The organism is Pseudomonas sp. Fl4BN1, from assembly GCF_009908285.1.
Classification (GTDB): Bacteria; Pseudomonadota; Gammaproteobacteria; order Pseudomonadales; family Pseudomonadaceae; genus Aquipseudomonas.
On the sequence record NZ_JAAARM010000005.1, the window covers coordinates 74,737 to 97,883 of the forward strand.

Sequence of the window (23,147 nt, forward strand, 5' to 3'; positions counted from 1 at the left end):
CAATCTTGTGCCACACTGATCACAGTGATATCAAATGGCCACAAATCACCCCCCCACTATCCTGCCAGACAACAATAAGGACGGACCCCGATGCAAGGCATGATCATCAGCAACCCGAAACTGGAATTCCTGCGCCCGATGCTGGAACGCTGGTTCGACTGCATTGACCGCTACAACACGATTCGCGGCGATAACGAAACGCCCTACTGGTTCGACGAGCGAGCCAACCTTGGACTGCTCTCCGCGGCCGCCTGGATGGCAGAGATGGTCAGCCTGGAACACAGCCCCAGCAAAAAGCAGCAGGAAGAAGGCGCCCGCAACGCTCGCACCGACCTGTATCTGGCCACCAAGGACGAACGCGCCTATATCCAGGCCACCCAGCGCTGGCCGCGGGTCAACAGCCTGCACTTGACCCAGGCCTTGCTGGACGCTGCCCTTGATGCGAAAAAGATCAGCTACGCCAGCGACCTGAAGCTTGGCTGCCTGTTCGTCGCTCCGCAAAAAGCCCAACACAGCGCCACCCCCGAAGAGCTCCAGGACATGCTCGACGAACTGCAGAAAGAACACTGCTGCGCGGTAGCCTGGTACTTCCCTTACGCCTATCGCAAGCTGCGCAACGAAGCCGGCAACTACCATCCCGGGATCGCGGTATTGTTCAAGGAGTCTCGCTGACCAGGTGGAACCATCGACTGGCTATGCTCCTCTATGACTACGATGTCCATGCACTCATAGGGAAATCAGCATGCTCAAACTTCGACACACCTTGCTTATCGCCATCGCCGCCGGCCTCAGCGCCTGCGGTGAGACCTCCAGCCTGCAGGTCTCGGACGGTACCGGACCGAACCCCAAACTGCCGGAACCCAACCCGACGCTGATCCCCACCGTCAACATCGCCCCGGCCATTGGCTGGCCTCAAGACGGAAAACCCGTGGCAGCGGCCGGCACCCAAGTCAATGCCTTCGCCGAGAACCTCGACCATCCGCGCTGGCTCTACGTATTGCCCAACGGCGATGTACTGGTGGCAGAAACCAATGCACCGCCCAAGCCGGACGACAGCCAGGGCATCCGTGGCTGGATTGCCAGCAAGGTGATGAGCCGCGCCGGCGCCGCCGCACCCAGCGCCAACCGCATCACCCTGCTGCGGGACCTGGATCACGACGGCGTGGCAGAAACCCGTACCGTGCTCCTGGAAAACCTCAACTCCCCCTTTGGCATGACCCTGGTGGGCAATGACTTGTATGTAGCCGATACCGACAAGCTGCTGCGCTTCCCCTACCAGGACGGTGACACTCGGATCAGCGCCCCCGGCACCAAGGTGCTCGACCTGCCCGGCGGCACACTCAACCACCACTGGACCAAAAACGTCATCGCCAGCAAGGACGGGAGCAAGCTGTACGTCACCGTGGGCTCCAACAGCAACGTCGGCGAGAACGGCCTGGACAAAGAACAAGGCCGGGCAGCGATCTGGGAAGTGGATCGTGCCAGCGGCGAGCATCGACTGTTCGCCACCGGCCTGCGCAACCCCAACGGCCTGGCCTGGGAACCTGTCAGCGGAGCACTCTGGACCGCGGTGAATGAGCGGGATGAGATCGGCAGCGACCTGGTGCCGGACTACATCACCTCGGTCAAGGACGGCGCCTTCTACGGCTGGCCCTTCAGTTACTACGGGCAGCACGTGGATGTACGGGTCAAACCACAGAACCTCGACCTGGTAGCCAAGGCAATCGCACCGGACTACGCCGTAGGACCCCATACCGCTTCGCTGGGACTGACTTTCGCTGAAGGCAGCAAACTTCCCGCCCCCTTCACCGAGGGAGCCTTCATCGGCCAGCACGGCTCCTGGAACCGCAACCCCCATAGCGGCTACAAGGTGATATTTGTGCCCTTCAGTACGGGCAAACCCCAGGGACAACCTGTCGATGTACTCAGCGGTTTTCTCAATGCCGATGAAAAAGCCCTGGGCCGCCCGGTAGGAGTCGTGATTGATCAGCAAGGGGCGTTATTGGTCGCCGATGATGTCGGCAACAAGATCTGGCGAGTCTCCGCCGCCAAGGCCCCCTAAGCTCAGCGCTTGCGGCACAGGGTCAAGCCGTCGCCCAGAGGCAACAGCGACAGATCGATACGCGGGTCATCCTTCAAGGCGCGATTGAGCGCCTGGATGGCTCGAGTATCGTCACTGGCAGAAGCCAGCTCTAGCACTCTCCCGCTCCATAGGGTGTTATCGAACACGGCAAGCCCTCCCACCCGCAGCAAGCGCAACGCAGCCTCCAGATAAGCGGGATAATTGGCCTTGTCGGCGTCGATGAAGAGCAGATCGAAACACTCCAGCTGTCCCGCCCGCTCCAGACTGGCAAGGGTTTCCAGGGCCGGAGCCAGGCGCAGATCAATGCGCTCACTGAGCCCCGCCTCCTGCCAATAACGGCGTGCAGTGAGGTTGTAGTCACCAGGAATGTCGCAGCAGATCAGCGAACCGCCTTCAGGCAGCGCCTGAGCCATGCATAAGGCGCTGTAGCCGGTGAAGGTGCCGACTTCCAGCACCCGGCGAGCACCGATCAGCTTCACCAGCAGCGCGAGAAACTGTCCTTGCTCGGGCGCCACCTGCCAGCGGGCGGTAGGCAACGCCTGGGTTTCATCGCGAAGGCGACGCAACAAGGGCGTTTCGCGCAGGGAGACATCCAGCAGGTATTGGTACAGGGCATCGTCGAGGTTGAGCGTCCGAGCGGTCACAAGCACCTCGACCAGCGAAGGGTTATGGATTGTGCGCCAGGTGTTCCGGCTGCAACACGCGCTTCGCGCTCAGGTAGGCTTTCTGCCAATAGGCCTTGGACAGGCTGTCGAGCTTCACCGTACCGCCCGTGGCCGGCGCATGCACGAAACGCCCTTCACCGACATAGATCCCGGCATGACTGACCTGGGAACCACCATTGGTAGCGAAGAAGATCAAGTCGCCAGTCTGCAAGGCATTCTTGCCGACATCCTGAGCCTGCATGCCAATCATTTCACGGGTCGAACGCGGCAGCGAAATGCCCGCCGCATCCCGGTAGACATAACCGATCAGGCCGCTGCAGTCGAATCCGGAATCCGGCGTATTGCCACCCCAGCGATAAGGCGTGCCTACCAGGCCCAAGGCACGAAACAGCACGTCTTCGGCAACCGGGGAGAAAGACTGCGAGGAGTTGAACACCGGAGCACGCACCGCAGGCGCGGGTGGCGGAGTACGGCTGGCACAGGCGCTGAGCAGCGCGGCGAGGGCAATGAGCGCGAAACGGGCTGAGGTCGACATAAGCTGAACGATCCTGATCGGGATGCGGCTTTCTCTGCCGTGATACTGAAAACAAAACCGCGTAAGCAAGGCTTACGCGGTTAGTTTCAACAATAGATCAGGATTCTAGCGCCTACGCGCCAAACTTCAAGTAAGACTTTAACTTCGCCCTACAAATAGTCCGCTTATTTGCGTGCAGTAACCACGGTCGGCGCCATGGCCAGTGCACGCTTGGCTTCGATGAAGGTCTTGCTCCAGTAGCTATCGCCAAGGCTATCAACCCGCACGCCGCCACTGCGTCGGCTGCTGGAGTGGATGAACTGATCATCACCCAGGTAGATGCCTGCGTGACTGACGCGCCCGCGGCCGTTGGTGCTGAAGAACAGCAGATCACCCGGCTTGAGGTTGTTACGCGCCACCAGAGGAGCTTTTACGTTGATCATTTCGCGAGTGGAACGCGGCAGGTTCATACCCGCCTCTTCACGAAACAGATAGCCGATGAAACCACTGCAATCGAAGCCGGCTTCCGAGGTACCGCCGAAACGGTAGCGAGTACCGATCAGGGACATGCCGCGCTCGAGGATGCTGTCAGCCAGAACTGGCAACTGGTAAGGCTTGCTGTCAGAGAACTCTGCCAGTTCCTTTTCAGTTGCCAGCTCTTCCTGATAAACAGCGGAAGATTGGTTCTTTGCGGAGACTTGAGTCTGTTGTGCGGGCTGCTGCTGGGACACCGGAGTGTGAGAAGCGCAACCAAACAACAGGGTGACGAGTGCGAGAGGCACGAGGGGTGCGAAGCGATTTAGCATGGGCACGACCGTGGCTTGAAATAAATGAAGCCGCGACTATGCCTTCTATCGCCCTCATTTGCAAATTCAATCGATCAGAATGTGACTTATGAGTTTCTTTCGTACATCTAAGGCTTTAAGCCCATTTTAAGTCCGCCTGCCTCTGGAAACCCTTCCAAAGGCGCGTTTTCTGACGCCTGAAATATGCCAAAACCCTAGGAAAAAACCGCTGCAGGCCTCGGTTTTACCAGCCCAGGGTCTCTTTCAAGAACGGGATTGTCAGCTTGCGCTGGGCTTGCAATGAGGCTTGGTCAAGACGCTCAAGAAGCTCGAACAAGGCACTCATGCTGCGGGTACCACGGGTCAGGATAAAATGCCCGACCTCATCGGTCAGGTGCAGACCGCGACGGGATGCACGCAACTGCAAGGCACGCAATTTATCTTCATCGGAAAGCGGACGCATTTGGAAGATCAGCGCCAGAGTCAGGCGGGATTTCAAGTCCGCCAACTTCACCGGCAACTCACGGGGCGAAGTCGAGGCCGCGATCAACAGACGGCGCCCACTGTCACGCAGACGGTTGAATAGATGGAACAGCGCCTCCTCCCAATCAGCCTTGCCGGCCACCGCCTGCAAATCATCCAGACAGACCAACTCATACTGTTCAAGGTTGTCGAGAATCTCGATACCGCGATCCAGCAGCTCCGCCAGCGGCAGATATACCGCAGGCTCACCTAACTGCTCAAAACGCAAACAGGCCGCCTGCAACAAATGCGTGCGCCCCACACCGTCCTTACCCCAGAGGTAGATCAGGCTTTCGGTCCAACCGGCGTCGGCTTCGCATAGGCGCTCGACGTAGCCGAGTGCTGCGGCATTGGCGCCTGGGTAGTAGTTGATGAAGGTGGCGTCATCACGCAGACGCACACCTAGGGGCAGCTGAATCGGTTTCATGCTGACTGAACAGTTCCAAACGAACCGTTAGTGGCCTCTGTGTAAAGTTTGCAAAGTTTATACCCGTGACGCCGAGCGCACAATGCAGCAGACCACAAGCAAAATCAAAGGTTTGCATCAGCCGAAAGCCGTCGGAAGGGATTCTTTGACAGACCGGATGACCGTCAACAGAAGCTCATGACTGGGCGCCCATCAAGGACGCCCAGCATTTACCAGCTCTTTACCCGCCTTACAGATCAGGGTCTTCAGCACCACTGTAGAGGCCGGAGCCCTTGTACAGATCGTGCACGTGACGCACCAACACCATGATCACCGCAGCCACGGGCAAGGCCAGCAACACCCCGGTAAAACCGAACAACTCGCCACCAGCGAGAATCGCGAAAATCACCGCCACCGGGTGCAAGCCAATACGGTCACCGACCAACAACGGCGTCAGCACCATGCCTTCCAACGCTTGCCCCACCATGAACACTGCGACGATACCTATCATCGGGTACAGATCGCCGCCGAACTGGAACAGACCAGCGATCAATGCCGCACCGATGCCAATGACAAAACCCATGTACGGCACGATCGCCGCCAGTCCTGCAATCAAACCAATCAACAGACCCAGTTCGAGCCCCACCAGCATCAGGCCCGCGGCATAGATCACCCCAAGGGCCAGCATCACCAGCAATTGTCCGCGGACAAAAGCCCCCAGCACCTCATGACACTCACCCGCCAAGGACACTACCTGCTCCTCGCGGTTGCGCGGCAGCAGGCTGCGGATCTTGGCCATCATCAAGTCCCAGTCCCGCAGCAAGTAGAAGCTGACCACCGGGATCAGCACCAGGTTGGCCAGCCAACCGATCAGCGCCAACCCTGAAGCGGTGGCCTGGCTCAGCACCACACCAACAATGTCGCTGGTCTGCCCCATATGCTCGCTGATTGCCGCCTTGACCTTGTCGAACTTCCAGAAGCCGTCTGCCAGCCCCAGCCTGGACTGCACCCAGGGCATGGCACTGTGCTGGACCCAATCGAGCATCTGCGGCGCTAGCTCATAAAGCCGCACCAACTGCTTGGCCAACATCGGTACCAGCACCAACAGCAGCGTCATGACAATCAAGGTGAACAGCGCGAATACCGCTACCACACCCCAGGTACGGGACATCCCCCACTTCTCTAGCCGATCCACCAGCGGATCGAACAGGTAGGCCAGCAACAGCGCCACCAGGAACGGACTGAGGATCGGGTGCAGCAGGTAGACGAACCCACAGACCAGGATTACCCCGCCCAACCAGACCCAACGACGCGTATCTGCCATAAACCACTCCAGCTTCTATATAGAAGGAAACAACCCGCTACCACCGAAAACGCAGTTGCGCTTCAGGAGCTGGCGCAACCGCTGGCACCGCCCCATCAGCACCTTGCACTGGCATCTGCGAAGCCTGGGCCTCACCGGCGGTAAGCTCCTGCAACTTGGCCAGCGACAATTGCGCCCGCAACTGCTCCGCACTGCCGTTGACTCGATAGACGATCCGGTCACCCTCGACGCGATGCAACTGCGCACCAAAAGGCTCCAGGAGGTGCCCCAGTGCCGCGTAGTGCTCCAGGGTCATACCCTGGACCTCCAGCAACTGCTCGCTGGATGCACCCGGACGGGTGACGAAACGCGGCGCCAGACGCTGACTCACCGCCAGCAGCACCGCATCGGCCAGGGCCGCAGTATCGGCACCCTGAACAGAGCCCTGCTCTTTCTGGTCCCCCAGCCATAGTCGCCACTTGGCCTGCCATTGACCGCCCTCTTCACGGGCATGTACCGCTAGCAGAGCATCGGCGCCATAACGCTCCGAGGCCTCACGCAAAGGGGCCGGATCGGTGCCTTCAAGATTCGGCGCGGTGGCGACGATCTGTTCGTTCAGGTCCCCCAGGGGCAAACGCAGTGGCAAGCCGCGATGCTGGGCCGCGCGCCGCAAGGGCGCAGCACTGGCCTGGCCATCTCCCACCAGGCTTGAACCCTCAGTGGAGTCGCTCAGCCACCAACCGAGGATCGACGGCCGATTGCTGCCCCACAGCGACAGCCCCGCCTGCCGCAGGGCGCGATCGGTGCTGACCGGATCGAAATCCACCTGCAGGCTTTCCGGCGGCCCGGCGTCGTAGCCGTATTGGCTGATGATTTGTTGCGGGTCCTTGCGGATCGCCGCCAGCCCCTGCCCCTGCGCTGCCTTGGGGTCACCCGTGAGGCGCAGCACCAGGGTTTCCAACGCCCGCTGGGTGGCCTGATCCCGCTCTTCAGGAGCCTGGCTGCTCACCGGCTCACGCACTTGATACAGACCATTGAGGGTTTCGGCATGACTCGCCAGGCTGACCAATGACAAACAGCCCACAAACAGAAATTTACCCAGACGCATGGAAGATTCCCGACGACAAAAAAACGATTGAAACAGCGCGCATGACTCACTGCGAACAAGGCTGTGACCACAAGCCCCGGCGAAACATTCACCTCTCGCCCGATTGTTTTCGCGCTGTCATAACGATAGCCACTTGAGCGCTATACCTTATACAGGCATGGGCAGGAGCACCAACACGGCCAATCAGGGTTTTTTTAACCCGATATACCTCTACCCGTCGGCCCGAGGATGGCCGCTGCCCCTCAAGCCTGATAAAATCGCGCGCCTTCGCAGACCGGCATCAGCTGGGCACCCTGAAACATTTTTGCGGCGATTGCGCCCGCAGTGTTTCGGCAGTCTCACTGGTTCGGTCGATACCCCTGAATCCCCCCTAAAGGCCTGGATCATGAGCAAGCAACCCTCCCTGAGCTACAAAGACGCCGGTGTAGACATCGACGCCGGTGAAGCATTGGTCGAACGCATCAAGAGCGTGGCCAAGCGCACTGCGCGCCCGGAAGTCATGGGCGGCCTGGGCGGTTTCGGCGCCCTCTGCGAAATCCCGGCCGGCTACAAACAACCTGTACTGGTTTCCGGCACCGACGGCGTCGGCACCAAGCTGCGCCTGGCCTTGAACCTGAACAAGCACGACAGCATCGGCATCGATCTGGTGGCCATGTGCGTCAACGACCTGGTGGTCTGTGGTGCAGAGCCGCTGTTCTTCCTCGACTACTATGCGACCGGCAAGCTGAACGTAGACACCGCCGCTCAAGTGGTGACCGGTATCGGTGCAGGTTGCGAACTCTCCGGCTGCTCCCTGGTCGGCGGCGAAACTGCTGAAATGCCTGGCATGTACGAAGGCGAAGACTACGACCTGGCCGGCTTCTGCGTCGGCGTCGTGGAAAAGGCCGAAATCATCGACGGCTCGAAAGTTGCCGCCGGCGATGCCCTGCTGGCCCTGCCTTCCTCCGGCCCGCACTCCAACGGCTACTCGCTGATCCGCAAGATCATCGAAGTCTCCGGCGCCGACATCGAAAGCATCCAGCTGGACGGCAAGCCACTGACCGAGCTGCTGATGGCCCCGACCCGCATCTACGTCAAACCGCTGCTGAAGCTGATCAAGGACACTGGCGCAGTCAAGGCCATGGCCCACATCACTGGTGGCGGCCTGCTGGACAACATCCCGCGCGTGCTGCCAAAAGGCGCCCAGGCCGTGGTCGACGTGGCGAGCTGGAAACGCCCGGCAGTCTTCGATTGGTTGCAAGAGAAAGGCAACGTCGACGAACACGAAATGCACCGCGTACTGAACTGCGGCGTAGGCATGATTATCTGCGTAGCTCAGGACCAGGTTGAAAATGCCCTGAAGGTCCTGCGTGAAGCCGGCGAGCAGCCTTGGGTCATCGGCCAGATCGCCGCCGCCGCCGAAGGCGCGGCCCAGGTCGAACTGAAGAACCTCAAGGCCCACTGATGCAAGAGCGGATGTCGCCGACCTGTGATGTTGTGGTGCTGCTGTCCGGCACCGGCAGTAACCTGCAAGCCCTGATCGACAGCGCGCAAACCGACGACAGTCCGGTGCGCATCGCTGCCGTGATCTCCAACCGCGCTGACGCCTATGGCCTGCAGCGCGCCAAGGAGGCGGGTATCGCTACCCGCTTCCTCGATCACACCACCTTCGAAGGCCGCGAGGCCTTCGATCAAGGGCTGATCGAACTGATCGACACCTTCCAACCGAAACTGGTGGTGCTGGCCGGATTCATGCGCATTCTCAGCGCCGGGTTCGTCCGCCACTATCAGGGCCGCCTGTTGAATATCCATCCTTCGCTGCTGCCCAAATACAAAGGGTTACACACTCATCAGCGTGCGCTGGAGGCCGGAGACACCGAGCACGGTTGCAGCGTGCACTTTGTCACCGAGGAACTCGATGGCGGACCACTGGTCGTACAGGCTGTGATCCCGGTAGAGTTGCACGACTCGCCGCAAAGCCTGGCGCAGCGAGTGCACACCCAGGAACACCGGATTTACCCCATGGCCGTACGCTGGTTTGCCGAAGGTCGGCTGACGCTCGGCGATCAGGGTGCTTTACTGGATGGTCAATTACTGGCCACCAGCGGCTATTTGATTCGAACCTAGGAGATTTTATGCGTCGCGCCCTGCTCTTCGCTTGTGCTCTGTTCGCCCTGCCAGCTGTGCAGGCGGCAGACCTTCACCCGTTCTCCGCCAGCTACACCGCTGACTGGAAGCAGCTGCCCATGAGCGGCACTGCTGAACGCAGCCTGGAAAAAACCGCCAGCGGCGCCTGGAAACTCAGCTTCAAGGCTTCGATGATGATCGCCAGCCTGAGCGAGGAAAGCACCCTGACCCTGGACAAGGACACTCTGGTGCCCCAGTCCTATCACTTCGAGCGTGGCGGTCTGGGCAAGGCCAAGAAAGCCGACCTGGACTTCGATTGGAACGCGAAGATGGTCACTGGCACCGACCGTGGCGATGCGGTCAAGTTGCCACTGAACAGCGGCATGGTGGACAAATCCACCTACCAGTTGGCCCTGCAGCATGACGTGGCCGCGGGCAAGAAGACCATGAGCTATCAGGTGGTCGATGGCGGCGAAGTCGATACCTATGACTTCCGCGTCCTGGGCTCGGAGAAGGTCGATACCAAGGCCGGCCAGATCGATGCAATCAAGGTCGAGCGCGTGCGCGATCCGACACAAAGCAAACGCACCACCGTGATGTGGTTCGCCAAGGACTGGGATTATCTGCTGGTGCGCCTGCAGCAGGTGGAAACCGACGGCAAGGAGTACAACATCATGCTCCTCAACGGCACCGTCAACGGCAAGACGGTCAAAGGCAGCTGAGCCTGAGACAGAACAAAGCCTCGCGAATGCGGGGCTTTTTTTTGCTCTGGATTTACTGGCAGGCCCGGCCGCTGGAGCGTAAAGCAAGGCCGCGAAGATGAAACTTTTGTCATGAAACTTCCCGCCCTGCGGCCAAATGTCACGGTTTCCGCGGGCCACAGGATTATCTTCAATCCTGCAAGGGTCTGTTGCATTTCCAGGCAATTTACTTAGCAAGCTAACAAAATATATAACAGAGTCCTGCACACGCCTTGCTGCAGATCAACAGAGATTGGAGCTAGCAGATGACTGTAAAAGTAACTGAACGCGACGATTCACATATGTCCCATGAAGGCGTAGCCGCGGGTGTACGGATCTGGGATGTACATCAACAAGACTTGCTGGTGGGCATGTTCCACTCCGAGACCGATGCCCACAGCTACAAGGCTGAACTGGAAAAGCTCGAGCAGAACCGCGCGCCCCAGAGTTCCTGACTCGACGTCAGCGCAGGAGTGCCGGGATCTCCACGCGGATCACCCGCCTCTCCCATAAACAAAAAACCCCGCCATGAGCGGGGTTTTTCGTCAGTGGTGGCTTACCACATCAGATCATCGGGAATCTGATAGGCCGCATACGGATCATCCTCATCCGGTGCCTCGGTAGGCGTGTTCAGCTGCACGATACGACGCGGGTCGCGCTCCTGGATCTTCAGCGCCGCCTCGCGTGGAATCACCTCATAACCGCCGCCATGATGGACGATCGCCAGAGAGCCGCTGCTGAGCTTGTTGCGCATCAGGGTATTCACCGACAGGCGCTTGACCTTCTTGTCGTCGACGAAGTTGTAGTAGTCCTCAGTGGTCAGCTTGGGCAAACGCGAGACTTCGATCAACTGCTTGATCTGTGCCACACGAGCCTTTTGCTCAGCCTTCTCCTGCTGCTGACGGTTGAGCTCCTGGTCACGCTTGACCTTCTCGGCCATGGCTTCCTGGGCTGCGCGCTGCTGGGAATCATCCAGCTCGATCTGACCTTTGTGGGCCAGACGCTGCTGCTTCTGCTTGTCTTTGCCGACCTGCTTGGCCTGCTTTTGATTGACCAGCCCTGCTTTGAGCAACTGGTCGCGAAGGGAAATACTCATGGTACTTACTCACTTAGGCAACGGCCTCAGCCACAGCTGGGCAAATTCTTTTCCTGACGTTTGGCTTCGCCCCACAGGGCATCCAACTCTTCGAGGGTGCAATCTTCCATGGGACGACGGGTATCGCGCAATGCCTGCTCGATAAATCGAAAGCGTCTGTCGAACTTGGCATTGGCGCCACGCAAGGCCGTTTCCGGATCAACCTTGAGGTGCCTGGCCAGGTTAACCACGACAAACAACAGGTCGCCGATTTCATCGGTGATCGCTGCCGGGTCATTGTCGGCCATGGCCTCCAACACTTCATCCAGTTCCTCGCGGACCTTGTCCACCACTGGCAGGGTCTCCGGCCAGTCGAAACCGACCTGGGCCGCACGCTTTTGCAACTTGGCGGCGCGGGACAAGGCCGGCAGGGCTACCGGCACATCGTCCAGCAAGGACAACTGCTGAGGGGCGTCGGACTTCTCCGCGCGCTCCTCGGCCTTGATCTGCTCCCAGCGTTCCTTGACCTGCTCTTCATTGAGCCGCGGGATGTCCAGCGACGCATACAGATCTCCGGTGGGGAACACATGAGGGTGACGCCGAATCAGTTTGCGAGTGATGCTGTCCACCACTCCGTCGAATTCGAAGCGCCCTTCCTCCCGGGCCAGCTGGCTGTAATACACCACCTGGAACAGCAGGTCCCCCAGCTCACCCTGCAAGTGGTCGAAGTCGCCGCGCTCGATAGCGTCGGCCACTTCATAGGCCTCTTCCAGGGTATGGGGGACGATGCTGGCGTAATTCTGCTTGATGTCCCAGGGGCAGCCGTATTGCGGGTCCCGCAGGCGCGCCATCAGGTGGAGCAGGTCTTCAAGGCTGTACATCAGTTCATCCATTTCATACAGGCATCAGGGGGTCCGGTTGCGCCGGGTCTCAATGATGTTCGGCAACTGGGAAATCCGCCCCAACAGGCGTCCCAACGCGTCCAGCCCCGGAATCTCGATGGTCAGGGACATCAACGCAGTGTTGTCCTCCTTGTTCGAGCGGGTGTTGACCGCCAGCACGTTGATCCGCTCGTTGAGCAGCACCTGGGACACATCACGCAGCAGGCCGGAACGGTCGTAGGCACGAATGATGATATCCACCGGATAGGTCAGCACCGGCACCGGCCCCCAGCTGACCTGGATAATCCGCTCTGGTTCGCGACCGGATAACTGCAGCACCGAAGCGCAATCCTGGCGGTGAATGCTCACGCCCCGGCCCTGGGTGATGTAACCGACGATCGCATCCCCCGGCAACGGCTGACAGCAGCCAGCCATCTGAGTCATCAGGTTGCCCACACCCTGAATCTGAATGTCGCCACGCTTGCCTGGCTTGTAGCCGGTAGCCTTGCGTGGGATCAGCTCCAACTGTTCGTTACCGCGCTCGGGCTCCACCAACTGCTGGGCCAGGTTGACCAGTTGCGCCAGCCGCAGATCGCCCGCCCCCAAGGCTGCGAACATGTCTTCGGCAGTCTTCATGTTGGCCTTGTCGGCCAGCTTGTCGAAGTCCACCTGCGGCAGGCCAAGACGATTCAGCTCGCGTTCCAGCAAAGTCTTGCCGGCGGCGACGTTCTGGTCTCGCGCCTGCAACTTGAACCAGTGGACGATCTTCGCCCGCGCCCTGGAAGTGGTGACATAACCCAGGTTCGGGTTCAGCCAGTCGCGGCTCGGGGTGCCGTGCTTGCTGGTGATGATCTCTACCTGCTCACCGGTCTGCAGGCTGTAGTTGAGCGGCACGATGCGCCCGTTGATCTTCGCGCCCCGGCAGTTATGGCCGATCTCGGTGTGCACCCGGTAGGCGAAGTCCAGCGGTGTGGCGCCCTTGGGCAGGTCGATGGCGTGACCGTCAGGGGTGAAGATGTACACCCGGTCCGGCTCGATATCCACCCGCAACTGTTCGGCCAGGCCGCCGATATCCCCCAGCTCCTCGTGCCATTCCAGCACCTGGCGCAACCAGGAGATTTTCTCTTCGTAATGGTTGGAACCGGACTTGACGTCGGTACCCTTGTATTTCCAGTGCGCGCAAACCCCCAGCTCAGCCTCTTCGTGCATGGCATGGGTGCGGATCTGTACTTCCAGCACCTTGCCCTCGGGACCGATCACCGCAGTGTGCAGCGAGCGGTAGCCGTTTTCCTTGGGGTTGGCGATGTAGTCGTCGAACTCCTTGGGAATGTGCCGCCACAGGGTATGCACGATACCCAGCGCGGTATAGCAATCGCGCATTTCCGGCACCAGCACCCGCACTGCACGCACATCGTAGATCTGACTGAATTCCAGGCCCTTGCGCTGCATTTTGCGCCAGATGGAATAGATGTGTTTGGCCCGGCCGCTGATGTCCGCATTGACCCCGGTGGCCTGCAGTTCGTTTTGCAGCTGGTTCATCACGTCGGAGATGAAACGCTCGCGATCCAGGCGCCGCTCATGCAGCAACTTGGCGATCTGCTTGTACTGCTCGGGCTCCAGGTAACGGAAAGACAGGTCCTCCAGTTCCCATTTGATATGCCCAATGCCCAGGCGGTGGGCCAGGGGCGCATAAATGTCGAAGACCTCCCGGGCAACCCGGTTGCGTTTCTCTTCGTCGGCGCTTTTCACCGCGCGAATGGCGCAGGTGCGCTCGGCCAGCTTGATCAGTGCGACCCGCACATCATCGACCATGGCCACCAGCATCTTGCGCAGGTTTTCCACCTGGGCCTGAGTGCCAAGTACCAATGATTGACGGGGACTGAGACTGGCGGTGATGGCGGCCATGCGCAGCACGCCATCGATCAGCTTGGCCACCACCGTACCAAAGCGCTGGCTGACCGCCGGCAACTGGATCTGGCCTTCACGGACGCCGCGGTACAGCACCGCGGCAACCAGCGAATCCTGATCCAGCTTGAGGTCGGCGAGGATCTCTGCGATCCCCAGGCCGGTACTGAAACTCGACACATCCTCGGAGCTCTGCCCCTTGACCGCGATGTGTTGCAACTCTGCCTCACGAGCGAACTCGCAGGCTTCTTTCAAGGCTTCACGATCCAGTGCCACATCGACGCTGACCGTATGATCGAGCCATGCCTCGAGATTGATACTGCCGTCGGTGTTGATCGGCTGGTGCGCTCTCACCTGTACCATCTTGCTTTACCTTCCCTACGACGCACATTCAATGCGTCAAATCGCTGACCTTCAACTGTCAGGCCTTGCTCGCAGGGCCAGCGAGCCATGCCTGACAGGCCAGTCGGATTAGACAAGCCATCCTAGCTCGCTTCGAATAACGCCATGGCCTCGACATGCGCCGTCTGAGGAAACATATCGAGAATCCCGGCACGTTTTAACCGATAGCCCTGCTTGATCAATTCGACCGTGTCACGGGCCAAAGTTGCCGGGTTGCATGACACATACACCAACCGTTTGGCACCCAGGCTCGCCAACTGGCGGACCACCTCGAAAGCACCGTCACGGGGTGGGTCCAAGAGTACCGCAGAAAAGCCTTCATCGGCCCACTCGGCAGCACTCAGAGGCTGGGATAAATCGGCTTGAAAAAAGCGCGTGTTATGCAAATTGTTGCTGAGAGCATTTTCCGCGGCTCGCGCCACCATGGTTGCCACGCCTTCCACCGCCACCACTTCCCGTACCTGTCGGGCCAACGGCAAGGCAAAGTTGCCCAGGCCACAGAACAGGTCCAGCACCCGTTCGTGGGCTTGTGGCGCCAACCACTCCAGGGCCTGGGCCACCATGGCTTCGTTGACCCCGGCATTGACCTGGACGAAGTCTCCAGGCCGATAAGCCAGCTGCAGATCCCACGATTCCAGGCGATAACCCAGAGCCTGTGATGGATCGAACGGCTGCGGCTCGCCTTCACCGTGCAACCACAACTGCGCTTGATGGAAGTCGCAGAAGTCCTTGAGGATTCCAAGATCACTCTCGGACAAAGGCGCCATATGCCGTAGCAGCACAGCCAGGGCCGAGCCACTGAACAGCTCCACATGCCCCAGCGCCTGAGGTTTGCTCAAGCGTCGCAGCATCGCCGGCAAGCGGCTCATGATGGGCTGCAATGCCTGTACCAACACCGGGCAATCGTCGATGGCGACAATGTCCTGGCTGCCGGCAGCACGGAACCCAACTGCCAGGTGCTTGCCCTTGGCATCCCAGCGCACCGCCACCCGGGCACGACGTCGATAACCGAACTCCGGGCCACTCAAGGGCGCCGCCCAAACCTCGGGTTCAACACCCGCGATCTTGCTCAACTGCTCAGCAAGCATGCGCTGTTTCAGGGCAAGCTGTTCTGCATGGGGCAAATGCTGGACGCTGCACCCGCCGCAACGCCCGGCATGAGCACAAGCCGCCGGACGGCGCAGTTCGCTGGCGCTGAAAACCCGCTCGGTACGGGCCTCCACCACTTTGCCGTGGGCGCCCAACACTCGCGCTTCGACTTCTTCACCGGCCAGGGCACCGCTGACGAACCAGGTGCGCCCCTCGACAAAGGCAATGCCGCGACCGTCGTTGGCCAAGCGCTGGATGCTCAGACGCTGTTTTTTGCCCACAGGAACCTGTGGCGCCCGGGTGCCGCCAGCAGGCTGGAAGCGCAGGCCTCTCTCGTGCTTAGCCATCAATTGGGCGCATCGAAAATACCGGTCGACAAGTAACGATCGCCACGGTCACAGATGATCGCGACCATGACCGCATTTTCAACCTCCTGCGACAAGCGCAGCATCGCCGCTACCGCACCGCCGGAGGACACACCGCAGAAAATGCCTTCTTCACGAGCCAGACGCCGGGTCACCTCCTCGGCCTCGCTCTGGGCCATGTCGACGATCCGATCGACGCGACTGGCTTGATAGATCTTCGGCAGGTACTCCTCGGGCCAACGACGGATACCGGGAATCGCCGAGCCTTCCATCGGTTGCAGGCCGACGATCTGCACTGCGGGATTCTGTTCTTTCAAGTAACGCGAGGTTCCCATGATGGTGCCAGTGGTCCCCATCGAGCTGATGAAGTGCGTGATACTACCCTCGGTCTGGCGCCAGATCTCTGGGCCGGTGCCGGTGTAATGGGCCTGCGGATTATCACCGTTGGCAAACTGGTCGAGCACCTTGCCGCGGCCTTCGGCCTGCATCCGCTCTGCCAGGTCCCGGGCGCCTTCCATGCCCTGTTCCTGACTCACCAGGATCAGTTCGGCGCCATAGGCAGTCATCGCCGCCTTGCGCTCGGCGCTGGAGTTGTCGGGCATGATCAGGATCATCTTGTAACCCTTGATCGCCGCAGCCATGGCCAGGGCGATCCCGGTATTGCCCGAGGTCGCTTCGATCAGGGTATCGCCGGCCTGGATCTGCCCACGCAACTCGGCACGGGTGATCATCGACAGCGCCGGACGGTCCTTGACCGAACCCGCCGGGTTATTGCCCTCAAGCTTGAGCAGCAGGATGTTGCTGGTGGCGCCAGGCAGGCGCTGCAAACGAACCAGCGGGGTGTTGCCGACGCAATCGGCAATGGTTGGGTACTGCAAGGTCATGGCGTATTCGCAATCCAGACTGCGGGGGCGCCTATCATACCGGCAAACGTCCTAGCGCCATATCACGCAAAGTACGGGGCTTATGGCTTATTGATATAAGGCCGACAGTCAGCGCACTCAGGCCGGCGCCGGCGACCTGACTGCCAGCAGGCGCAGATGGATACGCAATCCATGCCCTGTATTTTGCGCCCACAGCAGCCCCCCTTGGCGCTCTACTGCGTTGCGCGCAATGCTCAGGCCCAAGCCGAAACCACCATCTCCGGGTCGCGATCCGTCGAGACGAATGAAGGGAGCGAAGATCCGCTCCAGCTCCGACTCGGCCACCCCCGGCCCCTGATCATCCAGCCACAGATGCCAATACGCGTCATCGCGCCGCCCATCGAGGACCACCAACGCCCCGGGCGGTGAATGCCGAATGGCATTGCGCAAGATGTTCTCCAGGGCCTGGGCCAGGCTATTGAGATGCCCGCGCACCCAACAATCCGCTTCCAACCGGCAACGCAACTGCTCTGGCAACCAGCCGCTTTCAAAGCAGGCGTTCTCGCTGAGCATCTCCCACAGTGCCTGGATCTGGATCTGCTCCTCAGGCAATGGCGCACGCTCGGTGTCCAGCCAGGCCAGTTGCAGGCTGTCCTCCACCAGGCGTTGCATGCCATCGATTTCTCGGGCCAGTCGCTCCCGCAGGGCTGCCAGGTCCTGCTCGCCGTCGCACGCTACCCGCAGGCGGCTCAAGGGCGTGCGCAGTTCGTGGGACAGGTCCCGCAGCAACTGCTGCTGCACCGCCACGGTGCTTTGCAAGCGCTCGGACATCTGATCGAACGCCCGCCCCAGATCTCCCAACTCATCCTTGCGCTGAGTCGTTTCAGTGGACAGCCGCGCGTTCAATTGTTCCGCACGCCAGGCATTGGCCTGCTCGCGCAACTGATTCAGCGGCACCACCAGCAAGCGGTACAGGCCGACACACAGCAACAGCGTGAACAGCCCCGGGATCACCCCGTTGGTCACCACCTGCCAGAACAACCGATAACGCCCCGGCATGAAGCGTTGCGGCAACTCGATCACCAGGCTGCCGAGGGACGGATCATCGGGGAATGGAATGTTCAGCCACGGCAGGCCACGAGCATGCCGGCTCACCGGCCAATCCGCGCTCCGCAGAAAGGTCAGGTGCTGAGCTTCTTTCGGGGTCAGCGGATAGCTGCTCAACGATTGCAGGTCACTGCCAATGACCCCGATCCAGCTCTTTTCCCGGCTGGCCATTTGCTGAATCCAGGCATCGACCCCGGTATTCTGCCCGCTCTTCCAAGCTTGCTCGGCCTGCCGCGCATAGGTGCCGAGAGTGACCCGGGCCTCATCAGAGAGGTACAGGTTCCGCTGCTCCACATAACGCCCCCAGGACCAGCTCAGCCAAATCATCAGCAGACAGAAAGCCACCAGCAACAGCGCCAGCTTCCAGAACAATGAATGCCGACCGGGCAGGCTAGACCACTTCATCGAAGGCACTCAGCACATACCCCTTGCCCCACACCGTCCGCACTTCACGCTCGCTGTAACCCAACGCCTTGAGCTTGCGGCGAATCTGACTGACATGCATGTCCAGGCTGCGATCGTGAGCCGCATAGCCACGCTGCAACACATGTTGATAGAGGAAGGCCTTGCTCAGCACCTCGTCGGCATTGCGATGCAAGGTTTCCAGGAGACGGAATTCGCTGCGGGTCAGGCCCGCCCATTGTTCGGCAAAGAACACATCACACAATTCATCATCGAATCGCAGGCTCTGCAAATTGCTGCTGAGCACCGGCGGCGTTGGGCGTCGATCCAATGCCACCCGTCGCAAGATGGCCTCGATGCGCACCCGCAACTCGGCCATGCTGAACGGCTTGGGCAGATAGTCATCGGCCCCCAGGCGAAAACCACTGATGCGATCGGCTTCCGCCCCCAAGGCCGACATCAGCAATACCGGGGTCGAATGGCTCTGACGAAAATGCGTCAGCACCGTCAAACCGTCCATCCCCGGCAACAGGATGTCCATCAGCACCACATCGAAGGCCTGTCGACGGGCAATCCCCAAGCCTTCCAGACCGTTCTGGCACCAAGTCACGGCAAAACCGCAGCGCCCCAACTGTTCATGCACGTAGGCACCAAGCACTGGGTCGTCTTCAATGGTCAGGATGCGGGGAGGCTCAACAGATACGGGAGTCATTGGCTTCTGCAAGTAATTCTCAATTGAGCAATTATTCAAGATTGCCTGGATCGCGGCAACCAATGCCTTGGTCGCAGCCCCCTCGCCTCCTGCAGGTGCTCGGCTGGCGGAACGCAATTTGCCAAGATCAGCCCCCGGCAAATCGTTACACTGCGCAGGTGGCGCATCACGGACGTGCCCGTCGACCTTTCAAAACAGCGTGGAAGCAGGAGAGTTGCGTGCTCAAGAAACTGGGAATCAAAGGCCGCGTACTGTTGCTGACCTTGTTGCCAACCAGCCTGATGGCCTTGGTGCTGGGCGGCTACTTCACCTGGATGCAGCTCTCGGACCTGCAGACCCAACTGCTGCAACGCGGCGAAATGATCGCCGAGCAACTGGCCTCCCTGGTAGCCCCGGCGATGGGCAATCACAACACCCTGATGCTCGAACGCATTGCCACCCAGGCCCTGGAGCAGCAAGACGTACGCGCAGTGTCGTTGCTCGCCCCTGATCGCACGCTCATGGCCCACGCCGGCCCCAGCATGCTCAATCCGCCGCCCAGCGGTAACAACACCCACATGCTGCAACGCACCGGCAATGACGCGACCCGCTATCAACTGCCGGTCTTCGGCCGTCACCGCAACCTCGCCGGCGACCTGATTCCCGATGAGTCCGACCGCCTACTGGGCTGGGTCGAACTGGAGCTGTCCCACAGCGGCATGCTGCTGCGCGGCTATCGCAGTCTGTTCGCCAGCCTGCTGCTGATCGCCACCGGCCTTGGAATCACCGCCCTGCTGGCGGTACGCATGGGGCGGACCATCAATACTCCGCTGAGCCAGATCAAGCAGGCCGTGGCGCAACTCAAGGATGGCAACCTGGAAACTCGCCTGCCACCCTTGGGCAGCCAGGAGCTGGATGAGCTGGCCTCCGGCATCAACCGTATGGCCGGCACCCTGCAAAATGCCCATGAAGAACTGCAACACAGCATCGATCAAGCCACCGAAGACGTGCGCCAGAACCTGGAAACCATCGAGATCCAGAACATCGAGCTGGATCTGGCGCGCAAAGAGGCCCTGGAGGCCAGCCGGATCAAGTCGGAGTTCCTGGCCAACATGAGCCACGAGATCCGCACGCCGCTCAACGGCATTCTCGGCTTCACCCATTTGCTGCAGAAAAGCGAGCTGACGCCCCGTCAGTTGGATTACCTGGGCACCATCGAAAAGTCCGCCGACAGCCTGTTGGGAATCATCAACGAGATCCTCGACTTCTCGAAAATCGAAGCCGGCAAACTGGTGCTCGACAGCATTCCGTTCAACCTTCGGGATCTGCTGCAAGACACCTTGACCATCCTCGCTCCGGCCGCCCATGCCAAACAGCTGGAGCTGGTGAGCCTGGTCTATCGCGATACCCCGTTGTCCCTGATCGGCGATCCGTTGCGGCTCAAGCAGATCCTCACCAACCTGGTGAGCAATGCCATCAAGTTCACCCGCGAAGGCACCATCGTTGCCCGCGCCATGCTTGAAGAAGAACACGAAGACAGTGTGCAACTGCGCATCAGCATCCAGGACACCGGCATCGGTCTGTCGAACCAGGACGTGCGCGCCCTGTTCCAGGCCTTCAGCCAGGCCGACAACTCGCTGTCGCGACAACCTGGCGGCACTGGCCTGGGACTGGTGATCTCCAAACGCCTGATCGAACAGATGGGCGGCGAAATCGGGGTCGACAGCACACCGGGTGAAGGCTCGGAATTCTGGATCAGCCTGAACCTGCCGAAAACCCGTGACGATGCCGAGGACCTGCCCGGCCCGCCACTGCTGGGGCGGCGCGTAGCGGTACTGGAAAATCACGAACTGGCGCGTCAGGCCCTGCTGCACCAACTGGAGGACTGCGGCCTGGAAGTGACGCCGTTCAACACCCTGGAGGCCCTGACCAATGGTATTACCGGGGTGCATCAAAGTGATCAGGCCATCGACCTCGCGGTACTCGGGATCACCAGCAACGACATGTCACCGGAGCGCCTGAGCCAGCATATCTGGGACCTGGAGCATCTGGGTTGCAAGGTCCTGGTATTGTGCCCGACCACCGAACAAACACTGTTCCAGCTTTCGGTGCCCAATCCTCACAGCCAGTTGCAGGCCAAGCCGGCCTGTACCCGAAAACTGCGCCGTGCCCTGTCCGACCTGGTCATTCCACGCCGGGCCCGCAGCGAACCGGAAGAGCCTCTCTCCAGTCGCGCGCCACGGGTCCTGTGCGTCGACGACAACCCGGCCAACCTGCTGCTAATCCAGACCCTCTTGGAAGACATGGGCGCCAAGGTACTGGCGGTGGACAACGGCTACGCTGCGTTGAACGCGATCCAGAACGAGCCTTTTGACCTGGTGATGATGGATGTACAGATGCCCGGCATGGACGGTCGGCAAAGTACCGAGGCGATCCGTCAATGGGAAAGCGAGCGCCACGGCACGCCACTGCCCATTGTCGCCCTCACCGCTCATGCCATGGCCAACGAAAAACGCGCCCTGCTGCAAAGCGGCATGGACGACTACCTGACCAAACCCATCAGTGAGCGGCAACTGGCCCAGGTCGTTCTGAAATGGACCGGCCTGGCGCTGCGTAACCAAGGCTCGGAGCGGGCCGGTGAACGCCCGGAGCTGGGACAGCAACTGCAGGTGCTGGATGCGGACGAAGGCCTGCGCCTGGCGGCCGGCAAGGCCGATCTGGCAGCCGACATGCTGGCCATGCTACTGGCATCCCTTGAGGCCGATCGCGAAGCGATCAACGTAGCGCGGGCCGCCAATGACCATGGCACGCTGATCGAACGCGTCCATCGGCTGCACGGCGCCACCCGTTATTGTGGAGTACCGCAGTTGCGTGCGGCCTGCCAGCGCAGCGAAACCCTGCTCAAGCAGGAAGACAACAAGGCCTTTGCCGCACTGGATGAACTGGACCATGCCATCGGCCGCCTGGCCACCGCGGCACGGAGCAACGCCTGACCCAGAGCAAGACCCGCCCGGCGCCCAGCCTTCATGCTGAGCGCCTTGAACAAGGATGCAAGCATGCGGACGATTCTTTTCAGCAGCCAGAATTATGACCGTGAGAGTTTTCTCGGTACCCACCTGCCAGCAGGCATTGAGCTGCAATTCCAGGCCGCCCGCCTGAGCCTGGACACCGTGGCCCTGGCCGAACGCCACGAAGTGGTGTGTGCCTTTATCAACGATGATCTTAGCGCCCCGGTACTGGAACAACTGGCAGCCGGCGGCACGCGGCTGATCGCCCTGCGCTCGGCGGGGTACAATCACGTCGACCTGCCGGCAGCCAAGCGCCTGGGCCTGGATGTAGTAAGGGTCCCGGCCTATTCACCGCATGCGGTGGCCGAACATGCCGTCGCCTTGATCCTGGCGTTGAACCGCCGCCTGCACCGAGCCTACAACCGTACCCGCGAAGGCGACTTTACCCTGCACGGCCTGACCGGCTTCGACCTGGTGGGCAAGACCGTGGGGATTGTCGGTACCGGGCAGATTGGCGCCACCTTCGCCCGCATCATGGCCGGCTTCGGTTGCCAACTGCTGGCCTACGATCCCTTTCCCAATCCCGCCGTCGAAGCCCTCGGAGCCCGTTACCTGAGCCTGCCGGAACTACTGGCCCAGGCGCAGATCATCAGCCTGCACTGCCCGCTGACCGACGACAGTCGTTACCTGATCAACCAGGAAAGCCTGGCGCACATGCAACCGGGAGCGATGCTGATCAATACCGGCCGCGGCGGACTGGTGGACACACCGGCGTTGATCGAAGCCCTGAAAAGCGGCCAACTGGGCTATCTGGGGCTGGATGTCTACGAAGAAGAGGCCCAACTGTTCTTCGAGGACCGTTCCGACCTGCCGTTGCAGGATGATGTACTGGCTCGGCTGCTGACCTTTCCCAATGTGATAGTGACCGCGCACCAGGCATTCCTGACCCACGAAGCCTTGGCAGCCATCGCCGACACCACGCTGCACAACATCGCCAGTTGGGCCGCGGGCCAGCCACAGAATCAGGTCCATGGCTAAAATCCCCGGCACGGGCTGATCGAAGGTCATCAGCCCGCAACCTGCGGCCCAGGGGCCCGTGCTAGCATACGCGGCAGATTTGGAGGACC

The 23,147-nt window shown here is 60.6% G+C and carries 21 protein-coding genes; 8 read left to right on the forward strand and 13 right to left on the reverse strand.

Going from position 1 to position 23,147, the window contains the following annotated elements:
- Positions 1-90: 90 nt before the first annotated feature.
- Together GV818_RS07450 and GV818_RS07455 are read left to right on the forward strand one after the other, a co-directional pair.
- The gene (locus tag GV818_RS07450) at positions 91-672 is read left to right on the forward strand and encodes a hypothetical protein (RefSeq protein WP_161755941.1); all 582 of its coding nucleotides are present in this window, start codon (positions 91-93) and stop codon (positions 670-672) included.
- 70 nt (positions 673-742) lie between these two features.
- Positions 743-2,062, forward strand: coding sequence for a PQQ-dependent sugar dehydrogenase (locus GV818_RS07455; RefSeq protein WP_161776232.1), 1,320 nt, complete (start codon positions 743-745; stop codon positions 2,060-2,062).
- Positions 2,063-2,064: 2 nt separating this feature from the next.
- Here GV818_RS07455 and GV818_RS07460 read toward each other — a convergent pair whose 3' ends face one another.
- The 6 genes from GV818_RS07460 to GV818_RS07485 all read right to left on the reverse strand — a co-directional run bounded on the left by GV818_RS07460 (position 2,065) and on the right by GV818_RS07485 (position 7,386).
- On the reverse strand, positions 2,065-2,727 hold the full coding sequence (locus GV818_RS07460; protein ID WP_161776234.1) for an O-methyltransferase: 663 nt from the start codon (positions 2,725-2,727) through the stop codon (positions 2,065-2,067).
- Positions 2,728-2,749: 22 nt separating this feature from the next.
- Complete coding sequence (locus GV818_RS07465) at positions 2,750-3,283, reverse strand: C40 family peptidase (RefSeq protein ID WP_161755944.1); 534 nt, start codon at positions 3,281-3,283, stop codon at positions 2,750-2,752.
- A gap of 164 nt (positions 3,284-3,447) precedes the next feature.
- Positions 3,448-4,068: a C40 family peptidase gene (locus GV818_RS07470; protein WP_161755945.1), complete on the reverse strand. Its 621-nt coding sequence runs from the start codon at positions 4,066-4,068 to the stop codon at positions 3,448-3,450.
- 223 nt (positions 4,069-4,291) lie between these two features.
- Positions 4,292-4,996: a DnaA regulatory inactivator Hda gene (hda, locus tag GV818_RS07475; protein WP_007898944.1), complete on the reverse strand. Its 705-nt coding sequence runs from the start codon at positions 4,994-4,996 to the stop codon at positions 4,292-4,294.
- 229 nt (positions 4,997-5,225) lie between these two features.
- Positions 5,226-6,299 carry an AI-2E family transporter gene (locus GV818_RS07480; RefSeq protein WP_161755946.1) on the reverse strand — a complete coding sequence of 358 codons (1,074 nt, stop codon included), beginning with the start codon at positions 6,297-6,299 and terminating at the stop codon, positions 5,226-5,228.
- Positions 6,300-6,336: 37 nt separating this feature from the next.
- Complete coding sequence (locus GV818_RS07485) at positions 6,337-7,386, reverse strand: DUF2066 domain-containing protein (RefSeq protein WP_161776236.1); 1,050 nt, start codon at positions 7,384-7,386, stop codon at positions 6,337-6,339.
- A 385-nt stretch (positions 7,387-7,771) separates the two neighbouring features.
- Between GV818_RS07485 and purM the strand changes: the two genes are divergently transcribed.
- From purM to GV818_RS07505, 4 genes are all read left to right on the forward strand, one after another.
- On the forward strand, positions 7,772-8,830 hold the full coding sequence (gene purM / locus GV818_RS07490; RefSeq protein WP_161755948.1) for a phosphoribosylformylglycinamidine cyclo-ligase: 1,059 nt from the start codon (positions 7,772-7,774) through the stop codon (positions 8,828-8,830).
- An 11-nt stretch (positions 8,831-8,841) separates the two neighbouring features.
- Positions 8,842-9,492 carry a phosphoribosylglycinamide formyltransferase gene (purN, locus tag GV818_RS07495; RefSeq protein ID WP_161776238.1) on the forward strand — a complete coding sequence of 217 codons (651 nt, stop codon included), beginning with the start codon at positions 8,842-8,844 and terminating at the stop codon, positions 9,490-9,492.
- An 8-nt stretch (positions 9,493-9,500) separates the two neighbouring features.
- Entirely contained in the window at positions 9,501-10,214 is a 714-nt protein-coding gene (locus GV818_RS07500; protein WP_161755949.1) for a DUF3108 domain-containing protein, read from the forward strand.
- A 284-nt stretch (positions 10,215-10,498) separates the two neighbouring features.
- Positions 10,499-10,687 carry a hypothetical protein gene (locus GV818_RS07505; RefSeq protein WP_161755950.1) on the forward strand — a complete coding sequence of 63 codons (189 nt, stop codon included), beginning with the start codon at positions 10,499-10,501 and terminating at the stop codon, positions 10,685-10,687.
- A 101-nt stretch (positions 10,688-10,788) separates the two neighbouring features.
- Here the strand turns inward: GV818_RS07505 and GV818_RS07510 are convergent, their stop codons facing one another.
- The 7 genes from GV818_RS07510 to GV818_RS07540 form a co-directional block, all read right to left on the reverse strand.
- A complete protein-coding gene (locus GV818_RS07510; RefSeq protein WP_161755951.1) occupies positions 10,789-11,328 on the reverse strand; it encodes a DUF2058 domain-containing protein in 540 nt (179 codons plus the stop codon).
- Positions 11,329-11,354: 26 nt separating this feature from the next.
- Positions 11,355-12,188 carry a nucleoside triphosphate pyrophosphohydrolase gene (mazG, locus tag GV818_RS07515; protein WP_161776240.1) on the reverse strand — a complete coding sequence of 278 codons (834 nt, stop codon included), beginning with the start codon at positions 12,186-12,188 and terminating at the stop codon, positions 11,355-11,357.
- Between the two features lie 24 nt (positions 12,189-12,212).
- Complete coding sequence (gene relA, locus GV818_RS07520; RefSeq protein WP_161776242.1) at positions 12,213-14,456, reverse strand: GTP diphosphokinase; 2,244 nt, start codon at positions 14,454-14,456, stop codon at positions 12,213-12,215.
- Between the two features lie 122 nt (positions 14,457-14,578).
- Positions 14,579-15,931: a 23S rRNA (uracil(1939)-C(5))-methyltransferase RlmD gene (gene rlmD, locus GV818_RS07525; RefSeq protein ID WP_161755954.1), complete on the reverse strand. Its 1,353-nt coding sequence runs from the start codon at positions 15,929-15,931 to the stop codon at positions 14,579-14,581.
- The gene (gene cysM / locus GV818_RS07530) at positions 15,931-16,833 is read right to left on the reverse strand and encodes a cysteine synthase CysM (protein WP_161755955.1); all 903 of its coding nucleotides are present in this window, start codon (positions 16,831-16,833) and stop codon (positions 15,931-15,933) included. Before cysM ends, rlmD begins: the two co-directional genes overlap by 1 nt.
- A gap of 117 nt (positions 16,834-16,950) precedes the next feature.
- Entirely contained in the window at positions 16,951-18,324 is a 1,374-nt protein-coding gene (locus GV818_RS07535; protein WP_161776244.1) for a sensor histidine kinase, read from the reverse strand.
- Entirely contained in the window at positions 18,311-19,033 is a 723-nt protein-coding gene (locus GV818_RS07540) for a response regulator transcription factor (RefSeq protein ID WP_161755957.1), read from the reverse strand. Before GV818_RS07540 ends, GV818_RS07535 begins: the two co-directional genes overlap by 14 nt.
- Before the next feature lie 218 nt (positions 19,034-19,251).
- Here GV818_RS07540 and GV818_RS07545 point away from each other — a divergent pair, with 218 nt between their 5' ends.
- Positions 19,252-22,005: a response regulator gene (locus tag GV818_RS07545; protein ID WP_161776246.1), complete on the forward strand. Its 2,754-nt coding sequence runs from the start codon at positions 19,252-19,254 to the stop codon at positions 22,003-22,005.
- A 63-nt stretch (positions 22,006-22,068) separates the two neighbouring features.
- On the forward strand, positions 22,069-23,058 hold the full coding sequence (locus tag GV818_RS07550; protein ID WP_161776248.1) for a 2-hydroxyacid dehydrogenase: 990 nt from the start codon (positions 22,069-22,071) through the stop codon (positions 23,056-23,058).
- The last annotated feature ends 89 nt before the right edge of the window (positions 23,059-23,147 follow it).

What these genes read in the sequence shown, in the direction of transcription:
- purM (WP_161755948.1), top strand. Translation starts at nt 7,772, where the DNA reads ATGAGCAAGCAACCCTCCCTGAGCTACAAAGACGCCGGTGTAGACATC.
- mazG (WP_161776240.1), bottom strand. Translation starts at nt 12,188, where the DNA reads ATGTACAGCCTTGAAGACCTGCTCCACCTGATGGCGCGCCTGCGGGAC.
- GV818_RS07535 (WP_161776244.1), bottom strand. Translation starts at nt 18,324, where the DNA reads ATGAAGTGGTCTAGCCTGCCCGGTCGGCATTCATTGTTCTGGAAGCTG.
- GV818_RS07510 (WP_161755951.1), bottom strand. Translation starts at nt 11,328, where the DNA reads ATGAGTATTTCCCTTCGCGACCAGTTGCTCAAAGCAGGGCTGGTCAAT.
- GV818_RS07485 (WP_161776236.1), bottom strand. Translation starts at nt 7,386, where the DNA reads ATGCGTCTGGGTAAATTTCTGTTTGTGGGCTGTTTGTCATTGGTCAGC.
- hda (WP_007898944.1), bottom strand. Translation starts at nt 4,996, where the DNA reads ATGAAACCGATTCAGCTGCCCCTAGGTGTGCGTCTGCGTGATGACGCC.
- relA (WP_161776242.1), bottom strand. Translation starts at nt 14,456, where the DNA reads ATGGTACAGGTGAGAGCGCACCAGCCGATCAACACCGACGGCAGTATC.
- GV818_RS07540 (WP_161755957.1), bottom strand. Translation starts at nt 19,033, where the DNA reads ATGACTCCCGTATCTGTTGAGCCTCCCCGCATCCTGACCATTGAAGAC.
- rlmD (WP_161755954.1), bottom strand. Translation starts at nt 15,931, where the DNA reads ATGGCTAAGCACGAGAGAGGCCTGCGCTTCCAGCCTGCTGGCGGCACC.
- cysM (WP_161755955.1), bottom strand. Translation starts at nt 16,833, where the DNA reads ATGACCTTGCAGTACCCAACCATTGCCGATTGCGTCGGCAACACCCCG.
- GV818_RS07455 (WP_161776232.1), top strand. Translation starts at nt 743, where the DNA reads ATGCTCAAACTTCGACACACCTTGCTTATCGCCATCGCCGCCGGCCTC.
- GV818_RS07505 (WP_161755950.1), top strand. Translation starts at nt 10,499, where the DNA reads ATGACTGTAAAAGTAACTGAACGCGACGATTCACATATGTCCCATGAA.
- GV818_RS07480 (WP_161755946.1), bottom strand. Translation starts at nt 6,299, where the DNA reads ATGGCAGATACGCGTCGTTGGGTCTGGTTGGGCGGGGTAATCCTGGTC.
- purN (WP_161776238.1), top strand. Translation starts at nt 8,842, where the DNA reads ATGTCGCCGACCTGTGATGTTGTGGTGCTGCTGTCCGGCACCGGCAGT.
- GV818_RS07450 (WP_161755941.1), top strand. Translation starts at nt 91, where the DNA reads ATGCAAGGCATGATCATCAGCAACCCGAAACTGGAATTCCTGCGCCCG.
- GV818_RS07500 (WP_161755949.1), top strand. Translation starts at nt 9,501, where the DNA reads ATGCGTCGCGCCCTGCTCTTCGCTTGTGCTCTGTTCGCCCTGCCAGCT.
- GV818_RS07465 (WP_161755944.1), bottom strand. Translation starts at nt 3,283, where the DNA reads ATGTCGACCTCAGCCCGTTTCGCGCTCATTGCCCTCGCCGCGCTGCTC.
- GV818_RS07470 (WP_161755945.1), bottom strand. Translation starts at nt 4,068, where the DNA reads ATGCTAAATCGCTTCGCACCCCTCGTGCCTCTCGCACTCGTCACCCTG.
- GV818_RS07550 (WP_161776248.1), top strand. Translation starts at nt 22,069, where the DNA reads ATGCGGACGATTCTTTTCAGCAGCCAGAATTATGACCGTGAGAGTTTT.